The organism is Curtobacterium sp. VKM Ac-2887, from assembly GCF_015350935.1.
GTDB lineage: Bacteria > Actinomycetota > Actinomycetes > Actinomycetales > Microbacteriaceae > Curtobacterium.
Genome location: NZ_JADKSB010000014.1, coordinates 1 through 19,686 on the forward strand (window position 1 = coordinate 1; position 19,686 = coordinate 19,686).

19 protein-coding genes and 1 tRNA gene are annotated in these 19,686 nt (G+C 71.2%); 5 read left to right on the top strand and 15 right to left on the bottom strand.

Features of this window, described 5'->3' with window-relative positions; translation table 11 throughout:
* Positions 1-549: 549 nt before the first annotated feature.
* The 4 genes from ITJ69_RS15150 to serS all read right to left on the bottom strand — a co-directional run bounded on the left by ITJ69_RS15150 (position 550) and on the right by serS (position 3,690).
* A complete protein-coding gene (locus ITJ69_RS15150; protein WP_194673200.1) occupies positions 550-1,287 on the bottom strand; it encodes a hypothetical protein in 738 nt (245 codons plus the stop codon).
* Positions 1,263-1,347, bottom strand: a tRNA-Ser gene (locus tag ITJ69_RS15155). The genes ITJ69_RS15150 and ITJ69_RS15155 overlap by 25 nt, the downstream gene beginning before the upstream one ends.
* Positions 1,348-1,567: 220 nt before the next feature.
* On the bottom strand, positions 1,568-2,431 hold the full coding sequence (locus ITJ69_RS15160) for an HAD-IIB family hydrolase (protein ID WP_194673201.1): 864 nt from the start codon (positions 2,429-2,431) through the stop codon (positions 1,568-1,570).
* Positions 2,428-3,690 carry a serine--tRNA ligase gene (gene serS, locus ITJ69_RS15165; RefSeq protein WP_123938376.1) on the bottom strand — a complete coding sequence of 421 codons (1,263 nt, stop codon included), beginning with the start codon at positions 3,688-3,690 and terminating at the stop codon, positions 2,428-2,430. Before serS ends, ITJ69_RS15160 begins: the two co-directional genes overlap by 4 nt.
* A gap of 72 nt (positions 3,691-3,762) precedes the next feature.
* Between serS and ITJ69_RS15170 the strand changes: the two genes are divergently transcribed.
* Entirely contained in the window at positions 3,763-4,839 is a 1,077-nt protein-coding gene (locus tag ITJ69_RS15170; RefSeq protein ID WP_159573183.1) for a diacylglycerol/lipid kinase family protein, read from the top strand.
* A 310-nt stretch (positions 4,840-5,149) separates the two neighbouring features.
* Here ITJ69_RS15170 and pheA read toward each other — a convergent pair whose 3' ends face one another.
* The 4 genes from pheA to ITJ69_RS15190 all read right to left on the bottom strand — a co-directional run bounded on the left by pheA (position 5,150) and on the right by ITJ69_RS15190 (position 8,585).
* Positions 5,150-6,106, bottom strand: coding sequence for a prephenate dehydratase (gene pheA, locus ITJ69_RS15175; protein ID WP_194673202.1), 957 nt, complete (start codon positions 6,104-6,106; stop codon positions 5,150-5,152).
* 77 nt (positions 6,107-6,183) lie between these two features.
* Entirely contained in the window at positions 6,184-6,729 is a 546-nt protein-coding gene (locus tag ITJ69_RS15180) for a MarR family winged helix-turn-helix transcriptional regulator (RefSeq protein ID WP_123291838.1), read from the bottom strand.
* Between the two features lie 9 nt (positions 6,730-6,738).
* Positions 6,739-7,188, bottom strand: a complete 450-nt coding sequence (locus ITJ69_RS15185) for a hypothetical protein (protein ID WP_123291837.1) — start codon at positions 7,186-7,188, stop codon at positions 6,739-6,741.
* Positions 7,185-8,585 (bottom strand): molybdopterin-dependent oxidoreductase, encoded by a 1,401-nt coding sequence (locus ITJ69_RS15190; RefSeq protein WP_194673203.1) that lies wholly within the window; start codon positions 8,583-8,585, stop codon positions 7,185-7,187. The genes ITJ69_RS15185 and ITJ69_RS15190 overlap by 4 nt, the downstream gene beginning before the upstream one ends.
* 21 nt (positions 8,586-8,606) lie before the next feature.
* Here ITJ69_RS15190 and ITJ69_RS15195 point away from each other — a divergent pair, with 21 nt between their 5' ends.
* The 3 genes from ITJ69_RS15195 to ITJ69_RS15205 are packed head-to-tail and all read left to right on the top strand — an operon-like array spanning position 8,607 to position 11,341.
* Complete coding sequence (locus ITJ69_RS15195) at positions 8,607-10,046, top strand: glycosyltransferase family 87 protein (protein WP_194673204.1); 1,440 nt, start codon at positions 8,607-8,609, stop codon at positions 10,044-10,046.
* Between the two features lie 5 nt (positions 10,047-10,051).
* Positions 10,052-11,098 carry a GTP 3',8-cyclase MoaA gene (gene moaA / locus ITJ69_RS15200; RefSeq protein ID WP_194673205.1) on the top strand — a complete coding sequence of 349 codons (1,047 nt, stop codon included), beginning with the start codon at positions 10,052-10,054 and terminating at the stop codon, positions 11,096-11,098.
* A 3-nt stretch (positions 11,099-11,101) separates the two neighbouring features.
* A complete protein-coding gene (locus tag ITJ69_RS15205) occupies positions 11,102-11,341 on the top strand; it encodes a MoaD/ThiS family protein (RefSeq protein ID WP_123291834.1) in 240 nt (79 codons plus the stop codon).
* Between the two features lie 288 nt (positions 11,342-11,629).
* Here the strand turns inward: ITJ69_RS15205 and ITJ69_RS15210 are convergent, their stop codons facing one another.
* Genes ITJ69_RS15210 through ITJ69_RS15235 form a run of 6 tightly spaced genes read right to left on the bottom strand, consistent with a single transcriptional unit; the run spans position 11,630 to position 16,915 of the window.
* Positions 11,630-12,730: a calcium:proton antiporter gene (locus ITJ69_RS15210; protein WP_131880481.1), complete on the bottom strand. Its 1,101-nt coding sequence runs from the start codon at positions 12,728-12,730 to the stop codon at positions 11,630-11,632.
* A 12-nt stretch (positions 12,731-12,742) separates the two neighbouring features.
* Positions 12,743-13,768 (bottom strand): ABC transporter ATP-binding protein, encoded by a 1,026-nt coding sequence (locus tag ITJ69_RS15215; protein WP_159573187.1) that lies wholly within the window; start codon positions 13,766-13,768, stop codon positions 12,743-12,745.
* A complete protein-coding gene (locus ITJ69_RS15220) occupies positions 13,765-14,565 on the bottom strand; it encodes an ABC transporter permease (RefSeq protein WP_194673206.1) in 801 nt (266 codons plus the stop codon). Before ITJ69_RS15220 ends, ITJ69_RS15215 begins: the two co-directional genes overlap by 4 nt.
* Positions 14,566-14,568: 3 nt before the next feature.
* Entirely contained in the window at positions 14,569-15,378 is an 810-nt protein-coding gene (modA, locus tag ITJ69_RS15225; RefSeq protein WP_132099865.1) for a molybdate ABC transporter substrate-binding protein, read from the bottom strand.
* Positions 15,375-15,791 carry a TOBE domain-containing protein gene (locus ITJ69_RS15230; protein ID WP_134194607.1) on the bottom strand — a complete coding sequence of 139 codons (417 nt, stop codon included), beginning with the start codon at positions 15,789-15,791 and terminating at the stop codon, positions 15,375-15,377. The genes modA and ITJ69_RS15230 overlap by 4 nt, the downstream gene beginning before the upstream one ends.
* 53 nt (positions 15,792-15,844) lie before the next feature.
* The gene (locus tag ITJ69_RS15235; RefSeq protein ID WP_194673207.1) at positions 15,845-16,915 is read right to left on the bottom strand and encodes a HesA/MoeB/ThiF family protein; all 1,071 of its coding nucleotides are present in this window, start codon (positions 16,913-16,915) and stop codon (positions 15,845-15,847) included.
* A gap of 95 nt (positions 16,916-17,010) precedes the next feature.
* Here ITJ69_RS15235 and ITJ69_RS15240 point away from each other — a divergent pair, with 95 nt between their 5' ends.
* Positions 17,011-18,663: a glycosyltransferase family 39 protein gene (locus ITJ69_RS15240; protein ID WP_194673208.1), complete on the top strand. Its 1,653-nt coding sequence runs from the start codon at positions 17,011-17,013 to the stop codon at positions 18,661-18,663.
* 84 nt (positions 18,664-18,747) lie between these two features.
* On the opposite strand, the gene ITJ69_RS15245 is transcribed toward ITJ69_RS15240, so the two are convergent.
* Positions 18,748-19,680, bottom strand: a complete 933-nt coding sequence (locus ITJ69_RS15245) for a 4-(cytidine 5'-diphospho)-2-C-methyl-D-erythritol kinase (RefSeq protein WP_111084697.1) — start codon at positions 19,678-19,680, stop codon at positions 18,748-18,750.
* Positions 19,681-19,686 lie beyond the last annotated feature (6 nt).

Here is a 19,686-nt window from a genome sequence, read left to right on the forward strand (position 1 = left end):
CTAGACAGCTCCATCAAGCCAGGAGGCCTCGCTACGTCACAAGACCCGAAGTGTCACCAACGTCATGGCCGAGTACATCTAGACCGAAGTGACGGAGTCCAGCGACGACGTCTAGAGGCCGAATGTGTTCGAAAAAGTCGCGGAAATCGTACTTTTCCAAGTATCGAAAGCCGGCATGAGGCGAAGCATTTGTGACGGTCGACCGGCCTCGAACATACCCATTGACGTGTTCTGGTAGATCGACTGACACGGCCGTGAGTAGCGACAGGATCCTCCGGTGAACGTTCCGCAGAGGCTCAGCCGTCGCACGGGTGATCAAACGGGTCTTCCCGCCGCGATTAACCCGAAACACACGAACGAGCTCAGACGAGCCCATCCTGCTTGCGAGAGATTGCAACTGGAGCACCGAGGCACCGAGGTAGGGTGCGAGCTGCTCAGTCGATCGTATGTGCGCAAGAGACGGGGTTCGGAGAGCCACAATCCCAGACTAGTAGTAGACGATCAGATCACGGACGCGACTCGCGCCCCAAGATACTCGGCTCTCCGAACCTACAGCAACTCTACACCCTTCCTCGCGGATTGGTGAACCTTTCGATCAAAGTCGATAAGATGCGCGAAGTGCGCCGGCAGGCCAGCATTGAGGCGCTGCTTTTCAAAGTTCTTCGCATCAGGCCTAAGAGCAGCCGCCGAAATTGCCAACACGTAATCTATGATCCCCAGCGCCGGTGCTGCCTTCGTAGCTATGAAAGCGCCGCATGACACCTCAACCTGCATCGTCTTCCGCAAGTCGTCAACCACCGTGTCGATGATTTTCGAATATAACGGGTCGAAACTTGTCTCGTTCTCGAAGATGAACGCGATATCCTCCGAACGATACCTCAGGCATATGTTCCGACAAAGCGTGTAGTACATATTAACAAGGAGACTCTCGTCCGGGATGAGCGACTCCCTGCGAGAAAATGCGACATGGGCACGGAAATCCAGACTGCGCATTCTCTCGTAGAAGAAGTTTCGAAGGGTGACGTTGTCATCCTTGTGGTGGAATCCTCGCTTGATGAACTCGTCTCGCGCATCGTCGGACTCCCAGAAAATGGTGTTTGCCACCGCATCCGAGTGAAACGCCACAACGCCCTGCTCCAGCGTGCCCACGTCTGGAGTGACAATCGCGCCGACCAGCACCGCGTCGGATCCGACGTGCGTCCCGGACTCGTCGAGAAAAACAGAAATCATCATCGCCCCAGGTCGTCGAGGATCATCACCTGCGGAGGGTGTGGGATTCGAACCCACGAGACATCTCTGCCCACCTGTTTTCAAGACAGGCTCCATCGGCCGCTCGGACAACCCTCCAGTGACGCGACCACGTGGCGAGACGTGACCGCGTCGTGGGAAGTCTACCGGGCCACTCGACGCACGCGCCGCCCCTCGCACCGCGCGAGGCCCCGCGCGCCCGCGCCCGAATGGTGCGAGATTGCCGAATCGGTGCGGGGATCCAAGCCTCGCACCGACTACGAAACCTCGCATCACGCGAACACCCGGCGCGACGCGACGTCCCCAGCGGCCGTCGGGGTCAGCGCGGCAGGGAGTCGAGCGCCGCTGCCAGGCCGTCGTCGGACACGCCACCGGTGAGTTCGTTGCCGGCGTCCACGACGTCGTCGGGTGCCTGGCCCATCACGACGCCGCGACCGGAGGTCGACGCCCACCGGAGCATGTCGATGTCGTTGCGGCCGTCGCCCGCCGCGAAGACGCGCGACCGCGGGATGTCGAGCCACTCGCGCACGCGTTCCATCGCGGTGGCCTTCGTCACGCCCTCTGGTGCGATGTCGAGCCACGCGGTCCACCCGACCGTGTACGAGACCTTGTGCAGGCCCATGTCCTCGACGATCTGCAAGAACTCCTCGAGCCCGTGCTCCGGCGAGATCACGACGACGCGGGTGGCCTCGACCGTGAGCAGCTGCTCGAACGGCACCAGCTCGCCGGCGTTGGTCATGGTGTCGGCGGGGAAGTTCTCGGACAACCGGAAGTGGCCGGTCTCGTCCTCGACGCCGAAGGCCGCGTTCTCCAGGGCCCCGCGGATGGTCTGCAGGACGTCGCTCGGGTCGAAGTGCTCGACGTGGACGCGCTCGTAGGAGCCGTCCGGACGGCGGGCCAGGGTCAGCGCTCCGTTGGCACAGACGAGGTACTTCGGCTCGATGCCGAGGGTCTCGAGCAGCGGCACCGTCATGCCCTCGCTGCGGCCCGTGGAGAGCATGACCTCGTGCCCGGCGGCCTCGGCATCGCGCACGGCGGCGACCACGGCCTCCGTGATGACGCCGTCCTCGCGCATCGTGGTGCCGTCGATGTCGAGGGCCACCAGCCACCGCTTCGTGCGGGCGGGAGCACCGGTACCCGCGCCCTGCGCCGCACCGTCCACGAACCGCCCCTGCGCGCTCATCGGGGCTCGATCACCTCGACGCCACCGAGGTAGGGGCGCAGCACCTCGGGCACGACGACGGAGCCGTCGGCCTGCTGGTGCGTCTCGAGGATCGCGACGATCCAGCGGGTCGTCGCGAGGGTGCCGTTCAGGGTGGCGACCGGAGCCGTCTTGCCGCTCTCGGTGCGGTAGCGGATGTCGAGGCGACGGGCCTGGAACGTCGTGCAGTTCGACGTCGAGGTGAGCTCGCGGAACGTGCCCTGCGTCGGGACCCAGGCCTCGATGTCGTACTTCTTCGCCGCACTCGTGCCGAGGTCACCGGCGGCGACGTCGATCACGCGGTAGTGCAGTCCGAGGTCCTGCAGCATCTGCTCCTGGTACGACACCAGCTTCTCGTGCTCGGCCTCGGCCTGGTCCGGGTGGACGTAGGCGAACATCTCGAGCTTGTTGAACTGGTGCACGCGCAGGATGCCGCGGTTGTCCTTGCCCGCCGACCCGGCCTCGCGCCGGTAGCAGGTCGACCAGCCGGCGTAGCGGTGCGCGGTGTTCTCGATGTCGAGGATCTCGTCGGCGTGGAAGCCGGCGAGGGCGACCTCGCTCGTGCCGGTCAGGTACAGGTCGTCGGCCTCGAGCCGGTAGACCTCGGCCGCGTGCTCACCGAGGAAGCCGGTACCCGCCATGGTCTCGGGGCGGACGAGCGTCGGGGTGATGAGCGGCTCGAAGCCGGCAGCGATGGCTCGGTCGAGGCCGAGCGACATGAGCGCGATCTCGAGCCGGGCGCCGAGGCCGCGCAGGAAGTAGAAGCGCGAGCCGGAGACCTTCACGCCGCGCGGGATGTCGATGATGCCGAGGTGCTCGCCGAGGTCGGCGTGGTCCTTCGGCTCGAAGTCGAACTCGGGCTTCGTGCCGACGGTGCGGAGGGTGACGAAGTCCTCTTCGCCACCGGCGGGGACGCCGGGCAGCACGACGTTCGGGATGGCGCGCACGACGGAGTTGAAGGTCTCCTCGGCCGCGGTGACGGTGGCCTGGGCTTCCTTCACCCGGGCCGAGAGCGCCTGCGCCTGCTGCACGAGCGCGGCCTTCTCGTCCTTCGGGGCCTTGGCGACGGTCTTGCCGAAGGCGTTCTGCTCGGCGCGGAGCGACTCGAACGCGGTGATCGCGCTGCGTCGGGCGGCGTCGGCAGCGACGGCCTCGTCGACCACGGCGACGGATGCGCGGCGGGACTCCTGCGAGGCCTTGATGACGTCCGGGTTGTCACGAAGCAGCTGGGGATCGATCACCGCTCCATCCTAGAGGCGGCGACACGGGGAGGAACCCGCCGCTCGCAGCGTCCGATCGGTACCGTTGATCCCATGTCGACCCCTTCGGAGACCGCGCCCGCGGACCAGGACGCCCTCCCCACCGAGCACCGGACGGCTGCCGTGGTCTACAACCCGGTCAAGGTCCACCTGCCGACCCTCAAGGCCACCGTGGAACAGCACCAGCAGGAAGCCGGCTGGGCCGAGACGCTCTGGTTCGAGACCACCGAGGAAGACCCGGGCGGGGGCATGGCCCGCGCAGCGCTCGACGCGGGAGCCGACGTCGTCGCCGCCGCGGGTGGCGACGGCACCGTGCGCGCGGTCGCCGAGGTCGTGCACGGCTCCGGTGCCTCGCTCGCGCTGCTGCCGAGCGGGACGGGCAACCTGCTCGCCCGCAACATGAAGCTCCCCCTCGACGACCTGGCGAGCAGCGCGCACACGATCTTCTCCGGCCACGAGCGGGCGATCGACTTCGGCCTGATCGGCATCGAGCGGCCGGACGGCGCCCGCGAGCAGTTCGGCTTCGTCGTGATGGCGGGCCTCGGACTCGACGCCCGGATGATCGCGAACACCCGCCCCGAGCTGAAGAAGCGCGTCGGGTGGCTCGCGTACCTCGACTCGCTGCTCCGCTCCGTGCGGGACACCGACGGCTTCGAGTTCAAGTACCGGCTCGACGAGTCGGCTCGCAACGGTTCGGTGCGCGCGCACTCGGTCATCGTCGGCAACTGCGGCATGCTGCAGGCGAACGCGATGCTGCTGCCCGACGCCGAGATCGACGACGGCGTGTTCGACATCGTCGTGATGCGCCCCCGCGGCTTCTTCGGCTGGGTGCGGATCGGTGCCCGCGTGTTCTGGGAGAACGGGATCCTGCGCTGGTTCCGGCGTTCGGCCCTGTCCGAGACGCTGATCGGTCGACGCATCACCACGGCGGCGAAGCAGGAGCGTCCGCTGCGCTACATGCGCGGCGAGGAGTTCACGCTGCGGCTCGAGAAGCCCGACGAGTTCGAGATCGACGGCGACCCGGTGGGCGAGATCACGGCGTTCCGTGCGCGGATCGACCCCGGTTCGCTGACGGTCAAGGTGCCGACGGTGGAGCCGCGGCCGAGCTGGGTGCGCGGCCGCAAGCGCTGAGCCGGGAGGTGCCCGCGCTGCACCGTGCGGGGTTGTTCGGCCTGTGCGCGGTTGCGCGGGCCGGGCGATCACGCACCGTGCGGGTTTGTTCAGCACGTGCGCGGCTGTGCGGACCGGGGTGATCACGCACCGTGCGGGCTCGGTCGACTGGTGCGCGGTTGCGCGCTCGGTGCGAGGTTGTAACGGCGCACGGAGCGGGCAACCTCGCACCGGCCGACAAGAGCCGCACCGTGCGGCGGAGCAGCATCGGCCGACAAGAGCCGCACCGAGCGACCGCACCGAGCAGCACCGCAGACAGCACCGCCGCGCGTCAGCCCGCGTCAGGCTCGCCGGACACGATGGCACGCAGCCAGTCCCGCGCCTCGACGAACGCGGCGTCCGAGTAGCGCGCCGGCACCTCGGGCTGCGCGCCGTCGGCTCGCGGGTACGACCCGAGGAACGTCACGCGCGGGCTGAACCGACGGAGACCGAGCAGGGCGTCGGCCACGCGCTCGTCCTGCACGTGCCCGTCCAGGTCGATGACGAACCGGTAGCGGCCGAGCTCGTCGCCGATCGGCCGCGACGACAGCAGCCCCATGTTGATGCCGCGGGTGGCGAACTGCTCGAGCATGTCGACCAAGGCGCCGGGGTGGTCGGCGGGCAGCTCGACGATGACGCTCGTCTTGTCGGCACCGGTCGGCTCGGGCAGCGCCAAGGTCTTGGACACGAGCACGAAGCGGGTCACGGCCGAGGCGTTGTCGCCGATCGACGACGCGAGCACGACGACGTCGTGGTGGTCGGTGATGCCGGGCGGTGCGACGGCGGCGTCGGCGGTGGGGTTCGCCTCGAGCAGGGCGAGCGCGGCGGCGACGTTCGACGACGCCGGGATGTGGCCGTGACCGGGCAGGTTCGCCTCGAGCCAGTTGTGGGTCTGCGCGTAGGCCACCGGGTGGGCGTTCACGGTGCGGACGTCGGCGAGCGCGGTGCCGGGGCGCGCGACGAGCACGAAGTCGACCGGCACGAGGTACTCCCCCACGATCCGTACGCCGGGGATCCGGGCGAGGGCGTCCTGCGTCGCGCTGACGCCGCCGTCGACGCTGTTCTCGATCGCGATGACCGCGCCGACCGAGCGGCCGGACATGACGTCGTCGAGCGCTTCACCGACGTTGTTGACGCTCCGCCAGGGCTTGCCGGCCGCGGCCTCGACGAGCTTGAGGGCCGCCTCGGTGAAGGTGCCGGCGGGTCCGAGGTAGGAGTAGGTGTCGGACGGCGCGGCGGGGTCGGTCATGGGCCGAGCCTATTGCAACGACCGAGCCCGCAGACGCGGGCGCAGACGCGGGCGCAGACGCGGGCGCACAGCGCCGTTCAGTCGGTGCTGGCGCCGGTCAGCCGGGCCTCGCAGATCGCGGTGTCGTCGTCGTCCCGCGGGTACGTCAGGGCAGCGAACCGCCCCTCGGGGTCGAGCCGTGTGAGCAGTGCGGCCGCGATGCCGTCGAGCTGGACGACCTGCTCGTCACTCAGGGCGTCGATCACGACGTGGCGTGCGGTGCGGACGTGGTCCGGAGCGGCCTCGACGATCGTGGCGTACCCGGCGTCGGTGAGCCGGACGTCGGTCGCGCGGCGGTCCGAGGTCGAGGGGCAGCGCGTCACGAGTCCGCGCTTCTCGAGCCGGGACACCACGTGCGACAGCCGGGGCAGCGAGGCGTTCGTCGCCGAGGCCAGCGCAGACATGCGCAGCGTGCGGCCGTCGGTCTCGGAGAGCATCGCGATGACCATGTAGTCGAAGTGCGTCAGGTCTGCGTCACGCTGCAGCTGCTGGTCGAGCGCCGCCGGCAGGAGTTCCATGACGGCCACGAGCTTCATCCACGCGCGCAGCTGCTCGCGGGTGAGCCACGGGGTCTCGTCGGTCATGTCTGCATCCTACCGAATGGTTGTCGCTTTAACCAGTGCCGTCCGCCGCGCACGGACCACCCCGACGACGAGCACCGCCACCACCACGAGCAGCAGCACCCCCTCGACGATCAGCAACCGCGTGCCGTAGTCGAACGGCAGGATCGTGGGGTTCTTCTGCCCGTGCCGCTTCGCCGCGATCTCGGGCAGCACCACGAGGGCGAGCACACTGCCGAGCACGATCACCGTCTGCACCACGACGAGCACCCACGCCCGGAGCGACCGCCCCGCGCGACGCAGGAGCAGTCCGGCGCCGACGACGAACGGCGACAGGATCGCGTCGTGCAGGATCACCGCGCCGAGCAGCCAGGTCGCCAGCCCGCCGATCCGGTTCGGCTTGACCGACGTCACCAGGACGTAGGCGCCGAACGCGATCACCAGCACGCCGAGCACGACGAGCACGATCCGCGCGGCCTTCACCGCAGCACCTCGATCTTCTCGATCCACTTGGTCTGCAGCACGCCCGGTCGCCCCGGAGCGATGATCCGCGCCGGGAACCCGTGGTCCAGGTCGAGCGTCGAACCGTTCAGCTCGAGCGCGACCAGGGTGGTCGGGTCCTCGGCGTACTCCGGCCCCATGTCCATGATCCGGTAGCCGCCGTGTCGTTCCAGGCTCGTGACGCGCACGTGCGATCCGGGTTCGGCCTGCACGGCGCCGAGCAGGTCGCGCATCCGCACGCCCTTCCAGCTGCCCATCTGGCTCCACCCCTCGACGCACGAGATCGGCAGGTCGACCTCGGTGGTGCCGAGGGCGACGAGTTCCGCGCGCACGAAGGTCCGGGTCACGTCGGGTCCGACGACGGTCAGCGTCCAGTCCGCGGCGGTCGCGCTGGCGATCACCCCCGCCGCGCGGGCGGTGCGGTTGACCGGCAGGCCGTTCGCGCCGAGACCGCGCTGGCGCGCGCCGAACACGTTGAACGGTTCAGCGAGCTTCGAGGACTGCCCCGCCGTCAGGGCGACGACGCCGACGACCGCGGCCGTCACGCCACCGAAGAACCCGCGTCGTGCGATCCGCTGGCGTCGGCCCTGTGCGCGCTCCTCGACCGACCGGGAGGCCCGGGTCGGCTCCGGCGCATCGGCCGCCGGTTCGTCCGGGGCTGCGTCGACCGCCTCGACCGCCTTGACCGCGTCGACGCCGTCGATCCAGCGGAACACGCGGCCGAGCAGGCCGGGGGCCATGGACTGGGCCGTTTCGGCACCCGCAGCCGGCGGGGCGGACGCGGGGCGGGCCTCCCGTACCGGGGGAAGCAACTCGCTGCCGGACGCGGGGTCCACGATGAACCGGCCCTGCTCGTCGTAGGAGTCGCGCTTCCGCCAGTAGCGGGCGATCACCGGCAGCTTCGACGCGATGTGGATGATGAGCGACCCGATGATCACGTACGCCATCGCGTTGTGGACCTGGCGGAACGGGAACGGCCACGGGTACCACTGGTACGTGTTGAGCAGGCCGGTCGTGACCTGGATGATCGAGGCCGACACGAGCACGGCGATCGACAGCCGCTCGAACAGGTGCAGCACGCCGCGCACCGGCGGGACCTGCACCAGCGCGGGCATGACGGTGTTGAGCTTCGCCAGCAGCAGCGGGATGATCGCGATGCCGGTGGTGATGTGCAGGCCCTGCGTGAACTGGTAGAGCTGCGTCGGCCGGGTCGGGAACCGCATCCAGCCGAGGGGCTCCTGCAGCAGGTGACTGTAGATACCGGTGCCGAAGCACACCACGAAGGCGATGCCGAGCAGTCGTCCGAGCACCACCGCGGAGCGCGCGTTCCGGTTCGGCGAGGCCAGAGCGGCCCGCGCCTCGAACAGCAGGTGCCGCACGCCCGCTAGCCTCGACGGACCATGAGCGACCGACTGCGTGCCGTCCGACCGTCCTCTGCCGTCGGACCCGGTGCCCGCCTCGCCGTCGTGGGCGCGGTCGTCGGGGTACTGGCCCTCGCGGGCGTCATCGCCTTCGGCGTCACGCATCTGGGGTTCCTCCGATCCGACACTCGTTCGTCATTCGTTGCGTGGACGCTGATCGCTTGGACGGTGTTCGTGATCGCCGTGCTCGCGCTGCGGTTCGTGCCCGCCCGGTGGATGACCGCCGTGGTCATGGTCGGGGCGGTGGTGGTCGGTCTCGCGGCGTTGGCCGGGCCCCCGAGCACGAGCACCGACTCGGCGCGGTACGCGTGGGACGGCATCGTCCAGCATGCCGGAGTCTCACCGTACGCGCACACCCCCCAGTCCACGGCACTGTCCGGTCTGCGGCCGGACTGGCTGTTCCCGGACAAGGTGAACGGCACGTGCGACGACATCAAGCCCCGGTTCCGCGGCCTGGGCGACGGCGCGGACGGCCACTGCACCGCGATCAACCGGCCGGACGTGACGACGATCTACCCGCCGATGGCGCAGCTCTGGTTCGCCGCGGTCCGTGCGTTCGTGCCGGCGACCGCGCAGTACATGCCGTTCCAGGTGGCGGGCCTGCTCCTCTCGCTCGTGGTGACCATCGCCCTCGTCGTGGTGCTGCGGAAGACCGGTCGTCCGACCTGGTGGGCGGCGCTCTGGGCCTGGTCGCCGCTCGTGGCGTCGGAGGCCGTGACGAACTCGCACGTCGATGCCCTCGGCGCGGCGCTCGCGACCGCGGGTGCCGTCCTCGTCGCGTTCGGTCGACCGATCTGGGGTGGGATCGCGCTCGGAGCGGCGACGGCCACCAAACTCATCCCCGCGATCGTGTACCCGCCGTTGCTCGGCCGGTGGCGTTCCTGGTGGGCGATCCCGGTCGGCATCGCCGTGTTCGGCCTGCTCTACGTGCCGTACGTGCTGACGACGGGGCTCGACGTGCTCGGGTACCTGCCCGGCTACCTGAGCGAGGAGGGCTACGAGGACGGCTCGCGCTTCGCCCTGGTGTCGCTGGTGTTCCGGGGCGACGCCGCGACCGTCGTGGTCGGGCTCGCCGTGCTGCTCGCCGCCTTCGTGGCCTGGCGGCTGTCCGACCCGTCGCGGCCGTGGTCCGGCGAGGTCCTGATGATCGGCGTCACGTTCCTCGCCGTGACCCCGCGCTACCCCTGGTACGCGCTGCTGCTCATCCCGTTCGTGGTGCTGTCGGGGCGGTGGGAGTGGCTGTCGATCGGGCTCGCCATCGCGCTGCGCGGGGTGTGGCCGTCGACGGACGCCTACCGGTGGTGGCTGCTCGCCGCCGTGGCCGTCATCGTGGTGGTGACGCTCCTGCGCACGAGCCGGTCGGACTGGCGGCGCTGGTGGGAACGGCTGTCGTTCCGGCGCGTCGAACACGTACGCTGAGCCGCATGGCACCCGCGACCCTGCTCGGCACGACCGTGGACCCGGCGTCCGCCGGGCTCGTCGACCGCTTCGGGCGCCGTGCGATCGACCTGCGGGTGTCGCTGACCGAACGGTGCAACCTGCGCTGCACCTACTGCATGCCGGCCGCCGGGCTGCCGTTCGCCCCCGACGACGCCCTGATGACCGCCGCCGAGATCGAGCGGCTGGTGCGGATCGGGGCGTCGCGGTTCGGTGTGCGCAAGGTGCGGTTCACCGGCGGCGAGCCGATGCTCCGGCACGACCTGGTCGACGTGATCGCCCGGTGCGCCGCGCTGCCCGACGCCCCGGAACTGTCGCTCACCACGAACGCCATCGGCCTCGCCCACCGCGCCCAGGCCCTGTACGACGCCGGGCTGCGGCGCGTGAACGTGTCGCTCGACACCGTCGACCCGGACGTGTTCACCACCGTGACCCGCCGCCCGTTCCTCGACAAGGTGATCGCCGGGCTGTCCGCCGCCCACGACGCTGGCCTCGACATCAAGGTCAACGCGGTGCTGCTGCGCGGGATCAACGACGAGGCCGCGCCGGAGCTGCTGCGCTGGTGCCTCGACCGCGGCTACGAGCTGCGGTTCATCGAGCAGATGCCGCTCGACCCCGACCACGCCTGGGACCGCACCGAGATGGTGACCGCTGCCGAGACCCGGGCGCTGCTGACGTCGTCGTTCGTGCTGACGCCGGACGAGGCACCGCGTGACGGCGCCCCGGCCGAGCGGTACCGGGTGCAGGACGCGCGCTCCGGTGCGTCACTCGGCACCGTGGGCATCATCGCGAGCATCACCGAGTCCTTCTGCGCCGACTGCACCCGCACCCGGTTGACCGCCGACGGCAACGTCAGGAGCTGCCTGTTCTCCGACGCGGAGACCGACGTGCTCGGTCCGATGCGCGCGGGGGTCTCCGACGACGACCTGGCCGAGCTGTGGCGCCGGGCGATGTGGGCGAAGCCGCGCGACCACGGCGACGACAGCGACCAGCTCGTGCACCCGACGCGTGGCATGAGCGCGATCGGCGGCTGAGCGGTGACCACGATCCGGTTCTTCGCCGCTGCCCGGGCGGCGGTCGGCGCGGACACGCTGACCACCGCGGCCGGCACGCTCGACGAGGCGCTGCGCGAGGTCACCGCCACCGACCCATCGCGATGGAGTGCGCTGCAGGAGCGGTGCTCGTACCTGGTCGACGGCGTGACCACCCGCGACCGAGCCACCGCGCTGTCCGGGGTCGCGGTCGTCGACGTCATGCCCCCTTTCGCCGGCGGCTGAGCGCCCCCCGCTCGTTCCTTCCCAGAACGCCCGCGATGCCTGGTGTTTCCGGGCATACCGGGTCGAAACTTCCGACCAGGTACGCCCGATCCGACCAGGTACGCCCGGAACGACCTGGTACTCCCGACTCGTCCCCGTGTCTGCGCGCCCTGTGTCCGTTCTTTCCCAGAACGCCCGCGATGCCTGGTGTTTCCGGGCGTACCGGGTCAGAACTTCCGACCAGGTACGCCCGATCCGACCAGGTACGCCGCCGCCGCCGCGCCGCCCGGCCGCGGCCGCCGCGCCCCCCTACGGCGAGACGGACAGCACGATGAACGCGGCGAAGATCACCAGGTGCACCCCGCCCTGCAGTCGCGTCGCCCGACCCGGCAGCACGGTGAGCACCGCGGCGACGATCGTCAGCGCGAGCAGCACGATCTGCGACGACCCGAGCCCGAGCAGCAGCGTGCCCGGCATGAACAGCGACGCCACCGCGATGGAGGGGATCGTCAGACCGATCGACGCCATCGCCGACCCCATCGCCAGGTTCAGGCTCGTCTGGATCCGGTTGCGGGCGGCAGCCTTCGACGCCGCGATGCCCTCGGGCAGCAGGATGAGCAGGGCGATCACGACGCCGACGAACGACGGCGGGAACCCGACCGCGGCCACGCCGGCCTCGATCGCGGGCGACTCGACCTTGGCGAGCCCGACGACGGCGACGAGCGCGACGACGAGCAGTGCGAGCGAGATCATCGTCGCGCGACCGGTCGGCCGGGCGGCGTGGGCGTCCTCGGACTCGGCGAGCACACCCCCTGACCGGTTCACGGGCAGGAAGAAGTCCCGGTGGGCCACGGTCTGCGTCACGACGAACAGCCCGTAGAGCACGATCGACGCCACGGCCACGAAGACGAGCTGCGTCCCGGTGAAGGACGCGTCGTCGGTGCCGGTGGTGAACGTCGGCAGCACCAGGGTCAGCACCGCGAGCGCGGCCACCGTCATCGTCGCGGCGCTCGCGCCCTCCTGGTTGAAGCGCACGGTGTTGTGCCGGAGCGTCCCGATCAGGATCGCGAGGCCGACCAGCCCGTTCATCGTGATCATCACGGCCGAGAACACCGTGTCGCGCGCCAGGGTCTCGGCCTGGGCACCGCCGGAGCTCGACAGCGAGATGATGAGCGCGACCTCGATGATCGTGACCGCCACGGCGAGCACGAGTGACCCGAACGGTTCCCCGACCCGGTGCGCGACGACCTCGGCGTGGTGCACCGCCGCGAGCACGGTGGCGGCGAGCACGACCGCGACGATCGCCACGACCACGGTGCCGAGTCCGTAGCGGCCGTACGAGAACGCGAGCACGACGGCCGCCAGGATCGGGATGGCCACGGGCCACGCCTTGGGGAACCAGGAGGTCATCCGTCCATTGTCTCAACCGCGCGGCGCGTACACCGCCAGTTCGGACGCGGGAACGTCCACGTGGACCGCGTCGCCAGGCCCGATGCCGAGTGCCGTGACGCGCGACAGGGTCAGGTCCGCGACCAGGTCGCCGGCGCGGACCCGCACCAGACCGTCCCGCGGTTCGAGCGACGTGACGGTGCGCGCCGGTCCGGCGCCGTCCCGCGTGAGCACGGCGGCCGTCGGGTGGAAGGCGCCCAGGGCGGGCCGACCGGGAGGCACGGCGTGCGTCCTGGACACCAGCTCGCCCCCGCCGTCGGTGGCGATCCCACCCGCGGTGGCGGTCCCGCGCACCAGTGCGAGTCCGGAGAACGCCGCCGCGAAGGCACTCGTGGGCCGTCCGAGCACGGCCGCTGGGGTGCCGTCCTCGACGACCCGGCCGTGCTCGACGACGACGACCCGGTCGGCCAGGGCGACGACCTCGACCGGGTCGTGCGTGACCAGGACGCTCGGGCGCCCGCCGATCGCGGTGCGGAGGGCTGCACGGACCTCGTCGCGCGCGGCGACGTCGAGCGCCGACGTCGGTTCGTCGAGCAGTAGGACCGCCGGGTCGGTGGCGAGCGCCCGGGCGATGGCGACGCGCTGGGCCTGCCCGCCGGACAGCGCATCGGGGCTCCGTCCCGCCAGGTCGTCGATGCCGAGGGCCGCCAGGGCACGGAGCGCGCGGGCACGGGCCGCGGCTCGTCGGACGCCGGCTGCCCGCGGGCCGAACGCCACGTTGCCGACCACGTCGAGGAACGGGAACAGGTCGGGCCGCTGGGCGACGAGTCCGATGCGGCGGCGGTGGGCGGGGACGGTCCGCCGCTGGTCCGACACGACGGTGCCGCCGAGGACCACCTGTCCGGCGTCGATCGGCAGCAGGCCGGCGAGGGCCTCGACCACGGTGGACTTGCCCGCGCCGTTCGGCCCGATGACGGCCACGCACTCTGCCGTCGCGACCTCGAGGGCGACGTCGACCCCGCGTCGCTCGACGACGATGCGTGCGGTGACCCCGCTCACGCTGCCACGCCCCGGGTCCGGAGCGACGAGGCACCGATGACCACGACGGCGACCACGACGAGCACGACCGCCAGTGCCACGGCGGTGTCCGGGTCGACCTCGCGCTGCAGGTAGATCTCCAATGGCAGGGTCCGGGTGACCCCCTGCAGGCTGCCCGCGAACGTCAGGGTCGCACCGAACTCGCCGAGTGCTCGCGCGAAGCAGAGCACCAGTCCGGAGACGATGCCGGGCAGGACCCTCGGGGTCGTGACGGTGAGGAACGTGCGGGTGGGACCGGCGCCGAGGGTCGCGGCGACCCGCTCGTACCGGTCCCCCTCGACGCGGAGCGCGCCCTCGATCGAGGAGACCAGGAACGGCATGGCGACGAACGTCTGCGCGATGACGACCGCTGTCGTGGTGAACGCGATGTGCAGCCCGTGGTCGTCGAGGAACGCCCCGACCACCCCGAGGCGACCGAACGCCGCCAGCAGCGCGAGCCCGCCGACGACGGGCGGCAGCACGAGCGGCAGCAGCACGACGGCGCGGGCGACACCCACCCACCGTAACCGGGACCGGGCGAACAGCACGGCGAGCGGGTACCCGAGCACGAACGCGACGGCCGTGGCGGTCAGCGCGGTGCCGAGGCTGAGCCCGAGGGCCGTGAGCGACGCCGTCGAGGTGACGAGGGCGACGAACGACGACCAGTCGACCCGACCGAGCATCGCGAGCACGGGGACGACGACGAACAGGCCGCCCAGCACCGCGGGCAGCGGGAGCCACCAGGCGACCGGCGGCCGTCCGTCAGCCCGCGAGGCCACGGGTCACGGCTTCCCGAACCCGGCGGCGGTGAGCACCTTCTGGCCGGTGGCGGACCGGACGTAGTCGGAGAACGCCTGCGCGAGCTCCGGGTCCTCGGACGCCTTGAGCACGCCGATCGGGTACGTGTTGACGGCCTTGCTCGACTCGTCGAACGGGACACCGTCGACCTTGCCGTCGGCACCCTGCACGTCGGTCACGTAGACCAGCCCGGCGTCGGCCTGACCGGACTCGACCTTGCCGAGCACGTCGGTGACGGACTGCTCCTCGCTGACGGGCTGCAGGTCGACGCCCGAGGCGGACTCGACCTTCGCCGTCGCGGCGCCGCACGGCACCGGGGCGGCGCACGTGACGAGCTGGACGTCGGAGCCGGTCAGGTCGTCGAGGCTCGTGATGCCCTTCGGGTTGCCCGGCGCGACGGCGATCTCGAGGACGTTCGTCGCGAAGTCCTCCGGTGACCCGCTCGCCAGGTCGGTCGCGGACAGCTTCGCCATGTTCGCCTCGTCGGCGGAGGCGAACACGTCGGCGGGGGCGCCGTTCTGGATCTGAGTGACCAGGTCGCTCGACCCCGCGAACGAGAACTCGATCGAGGCGCCGGGGTTCGCGAGCTCGAAGTCCTTGCCGAGCGTGGTGAAGGTCTTCTGGAGCGACGCCGCCGCGAACACCGTGATCGAGCCCGACACGCCTGCGTCCGCGCTCGACGACGATGACGGCGACGACGACCCGGCCGGAGCGTCGGCGGTGGAACACGACGCCAGGCCGAGCGCCGCGACGACGGCGAGGGGCACGAGCAGCGAGCGGGGTCGACGGGTCATCGGGGGTCCTCCTGGTGGGTGGGCGCCTCGACGGTGACCATCGTGGCCTTGACGGACGCCACGGCGACGGACCCGACCTCGAGCCCGAGGTCGCGCACCGCCTCGGCGCTCATGAGCGAGACCACGCGGTGCGGGCCGCACTGCAGTTCGACCTGCGCCATCACGGTGTCGACGACCAGGTCGGTGACGATGCCGACGAAGCGGTTCCGTGCCGAGCTCTTCACGCCGGTGTCCGGGGCGGCCAGCTCGGTGCTCCGCGCCCGGGCGAACTCGGCCACCTGTCGACCGTCGACGACGGCGCGACCGGCGTCGTCGGTGGCCCGGTCGAAGGTGCCCCCGTCGACGAGTCGGCGCACGGTGTCGTCGCTCACCCCGAGGAAGGCAGCAGCATCGCGGATCCGCAGTTGCGTCATGATGCGACGATCCTAGCCGCGGAAGCGGCGCTCTGGACCCGATCAGTGTCGGATCAGGACATCAGCCCGTTCACCACGGGCAGCCCTTCGCGGCGCCAGGCCTCGAACCCGCCGTCGAGGACCGCCACGTGCCTCCAGGCCGGTTGTGCGGCAGCCCACGCGTCCGCACGCGGACCACGGGCGCAGTAGACGACCACGTCCGCCGCCTCGGCGTCGCCAGTGACCGCGTCGCCCGTGACGGCTCCGGCGACCACACCGTCCGCCCGTTCGGCGTCGGTGCGCACGTCGACGACGACGACCGGGTCCGCGGGGTCGGCCAGGCGCGCGGCGAGCGCCGACGGGGCGATGCGGTCGGTCCGAGCGGGAGCGACCACGACGGGTCGGCGTGATGCCGGCCCGCGCCGGACGAGGCTCTCGCTCCACCGCCAGCGGCGTGCGTCGACGGTCAGGACGCGCCCGAGCAGCGGTTCGCCGGTGCCGGTGACCAGGGCCAGCACCTGTCCGGCCATCACCGCTCCGACGGCGCCGCACAGTGCCGGCACGACGCCGTCCAGGGCGCAGGAGCCCTCGTCGGGCAGGGCCTCGGGGTGCAGGTCGTGGAAGTCGACGCCGTCCGGTCCGGCGTCGCGGAACACGCTGACCTGGCCGTCTTGGCCGAGCACCGTGCCCCAGACGAACGGCACGCTGGCGTCGGCGCAGGCGTCCGAGACCGCCCGGGTGACCAGGACGGAGTCCGCCGCGTCGACGACCACGTCGTGCCCGGCGACGAGCTCCGGGGTGAAGGACCCGACCACGGCGACGGCGTCGAGTTCCGGGTCGACGGCGCGGGCCCGGGCGACGGCGGCCCCGGCCTTCGACGATCCGACGTCGGCAGCGGTGAAGAGCGTCTGGCGCGCGAGGTTCGAGGCGTCGACGACGTCGGGGTCGACCACCGTGAGCCGTCCGACGCCCGCGAGGTACGCGACGACGGGAGCCCCGAGCCCGCCGGCGCCGACCACCAGGACGCGTGAAGCGGCCAGCCGCCGGAGCCCGACGGCGCCGACGTCGGACAGGGCAGCGGTCCGCGAGCCGAGCCGTGTCCGCCACGGGGAGAGCGCTGCGACGGGGGCGACGAGGGGGTCCATCCCGTCATTCTGGCCGGTCGCACCGAATCCCTGCATGTGAATGCTCAGCGGGTGGACGCGGCGGATGCTCAGTGCCGCTCGGTACGGTCGCGGGCGTGAGTTCTCCCCGCACCGGCACCGTCACGGTCCGACGCACGACGTCGGACACGTCGACGCGCGCACGGCTCCGGGCACTCGCCCTGTCGACCGTGCGGACCCTGGTGCGTGCGCCGGAGATCACCGTCGGTGTGGTCGGTGTGGTCGTCGCTGCCGCCTTCACCTGGGTGCCGTCGGTCTGGTACGACGAAGCCGCCACCCTGACGAGCGCGCAGCGCAGCTGGCCGGCGCTCTGGGCGGAGCTGCAGAACGTCGACGCCGTGCACGGTCTGTACTACGCGCTCATGCACGTCTGGCTCGCGCTGGTCGGCTACTCGCCGTTCACACTCCGCTTCCCGAGTGCCCTGGCGATCGGGATCGCCGCCGCGCTCGTGGTGGCGCTCGGTCGGCGGCTCGGCGGTGTCCGGCTCGGGGTCGTCTCCGGTCTGGTCTTCCTGCTGCTGCCCCGCGTCGCCTGGGCCGGCACCGAGGGCCGCCCGTACGCGACCGTCACCACCTTCGCCGCGCTGCTCACACTCGTCGGCCTGACCGCGGTCCGTCGCACCCGGGTGCGGCACCACGCGACGCGGTGGTGGGTCGTCTACGGCGTGCTGGCGGCCGTGGCCGTCCTGTTCAACGTGTACCTGTCCCTCGCCGTCGTGGCGCACGGCGTCGTGCTCGCGTGGACCGGCGTCGCCGACCGGGCAGCCCGACGGCAGGCCACGGTGACGGATCGCAGTGGCACGGTGCCCTCGGCGATGGTGGACCGCGCCGTTGTCGTCCGCTGGGCCGTCGCCGCCTCCGCCGCAGCCGTCGTGGTCCTGCCGTTCATCGGACTCGCCGCCGGTCAGGCCAAGCAGGTCGGCTGGATCACCGGCATCGGGTGGGCCACCCTGCGCCAGGTGTTCGCGACCGCGTGGTTCGGGGTCGTCTACCCGTACGCCGCCCTCGGGTGGCTGCTCATGATCGTCGCCGTCGTGCTGGCGGTGCGCGCGGCCCGACGCCCGTCGCCGGCCGCCCGCGACGTGCTCCGCATGCAGGCCGTCCGGGTCGCCGTGCCCCTGACGATCGTGCCCACCGCGCTGCTGGTCGCCGCGACCGCCGCCGGCGAGCACCTGTACTCCCCCAAGTACGCGAGCATCAGTCTGCCGTTCGTGGCGCTCCTGATCGGACTGGCGATCACGGCCATCCGGCCGCGACGCTGGATCGCGATGGCCGTCGTGGCCATGGTCCTGGTGTCCGTGCCGACGTCGACGATCGTCCGACTGCCGCACGCCAAGCAGTCCTCGCACTGGGCGAACGCGGCGGCGATCATCGAACGCGAGCGGAACGTGACCACCGACGCCGACGAAGGGGTGATCTACGGCAGCGTGTGGGAGCACCCGACCGCGACGGCGCAGGTCATCGCCGACGCCTACCCCGAGGCCTTCAGCGGCATGCGGGACCTGGCGGTGGCGAGCACGGGTGCGCAGCGTGGTGAGCTCTGGAACGTGAACGGCGACATCGCCACGACCGTGCCGGCACGCCTGGCCGACATCGACACCGTCTGGTTCGTCGGCGCCAAGTCGCGGAACATCCGCCCCGAGGTCTCCGAGACGCTCAAGGACCAGGGCTTCCACGTGGTGCGGTACTGGCACACCGACACGGTCATCCTGTGGAAGTACAGCCGCTGAGCTGACGGCCGGTCAGCGTTCGTCGTACGGTCAGCGTTCGTCGTACGGTCAGCGTTCGTCGTACGGTCAGCGTCTGTCGGACGGTCAGTGCACGAGGCGGGCGCCGTGCACCGGTCCGGTGGCACGGAGCGCGACCAGGCCGGCAGCGCTGAGCTCGACCTGCAGTTCGAGCGCGGCGTCACGGTCACCGACCAGGAACGCCACCGTCGGACCGCTGCCCGACACCAGACCCGCGAGCGCTCCGGCCTTCTCGCCGAGTTCGAGGGTCGACGCGAGTCCAGGCTGCAGCCGCATGGCCGGGGCCTGCAGGTCGTTGTGGACGCAGTCGGCGAGCAGGTCGGGGTCGCCGGCACGCAGCGCCTGCAGCACGTTCGACTCCACCACGGGGTGGGACGGCGCCGGTGCGATGTCGGCGCGGTAGCGCTCCCGGTGCTCGTCGAGCGCACGGTAGACCGCCGGGGTCGACAGGCCGTCGTCGCTCAGTGCGAGGACCCAGTGGAACTCGCCCTTCGCCAGCGCGGGGCTGAGTTCGTCGCCGCGGCCGGTGCCCACGGCCGTGCCACCGGCGAAGGCGAACGGCACGTCCGCGCCGAGCTGCGCGGCGAGACGGAGCAGTTCCTCACGCCCGAGGGCGGTGCCCCAGAGCGTGTCCACGGCGAGCAGCGTGGCCGCGGCGTCCGCCGAGCCACCACCCATGCCGCCGGCCACCGGCACCTGCTTGTCGATCGTCAGTCGGACCCCGCCCCGGTGCCCAGCGGCGTCGGCCACGAGCCGGGCCGCACGGATCGCCAGGTTCGACTCGTCGACCGGCACGTTCGAGGTGTCGATCGGACCCGTGAAGGTCACCGAGAAGTCGTCGGCGTGCTCGGCCGTGACGTCCTCGTACAGCGACACGGCCTGGTACGCGGTCGCCACGTCGTGGTAGCCGTCGTCCTGCAGCGCACCGACGGACAGGAACACGTTGATCTTGCCGGGGGCGCGCGTCCGCACGCGGGTCGGGGCGGCCAACGTGGTCATGCCCCC

Bases quoted from the DNA above. Each gene is read 5' to 3' on its own strand.
- ITJ69_RS15195 (WP_194673204.1), top strand. From the start codon at position 8,607: ATGAGCGACCGACTGCGTGCCGTCCGACCGTCCTCTGCCGTCGGACCC.
- ITJ69_RS15245 (WP_111084697.1), bottom strand. From the start codon at position 19,680: ATGACCACGTTGGCCGCCCCGACCCGCGTGCGGACGCGCGCCCCCGGC.
- pheA (WP_194673202.1), bottom strand. From the start codon at position 6,106: ATGACCGACCCCGCCGCGCCGTCCGACACCTACTCCTACCTCGGACCC.
- ITJ69_RS15235 (WP_194673207.1), bottom strand. From the start codon at position 16,915: ATGGACCCCCTCGTCGCCCCCGTCGCAGCGCTCTCCCCGTGGCGGACA.
- moaA (WP_194673205.1), top strand. From the start codon at position 10,052: ATGGCACCCGCGACCCTGCTCGGCACGACCGTGGACCCGGCGTCCGCC.
- ITJ69_RS15170 (WP_159573183.1), top strand. From the start codon at position 3,763: ATGTCGACCCCTTCGGAGACCGCGCCCGCGGACCAGGACGCCCTCCCC.
- modA (WP_132099865.1), bottom strand. From the start codon at position 15,378: ATGACCCGTCGACCCCGCTCGCTGCTCGTGCCCCTCGCCGTCGTCGCG.
- ITJ69_RS15160 (WP_194673201.1), bottom strand. From the start codon at position 2,431: ATGAGCGCGCAGGGGCGGTTCGTGGACGGTGCGGCGCAGGGCGCGGGT.
- ITJ69_RS15180 (WP_123291838.1), bottom strand. From the start codon at position 6,729: ATGACCGACGAGACCCCGTGGCTCACCCGCGAGCAGCTGCGCGCGTGG.
- ITJ69_RS15230 (WP_134194607.1), bottom strand. From the start codon at position 15,791: ATGACGCAACTGCGGATCCGCGATGCTGCTGCCTTCCTCGGGGTGAGC.
- ITJ69_RS15210 (WP_131880481.1), bottom strand. From the start codon at position 12,730: ATGACCTCCTGGTTCCCCAAGGCGTGGCCCGTGGCCATCCCGATCCTG.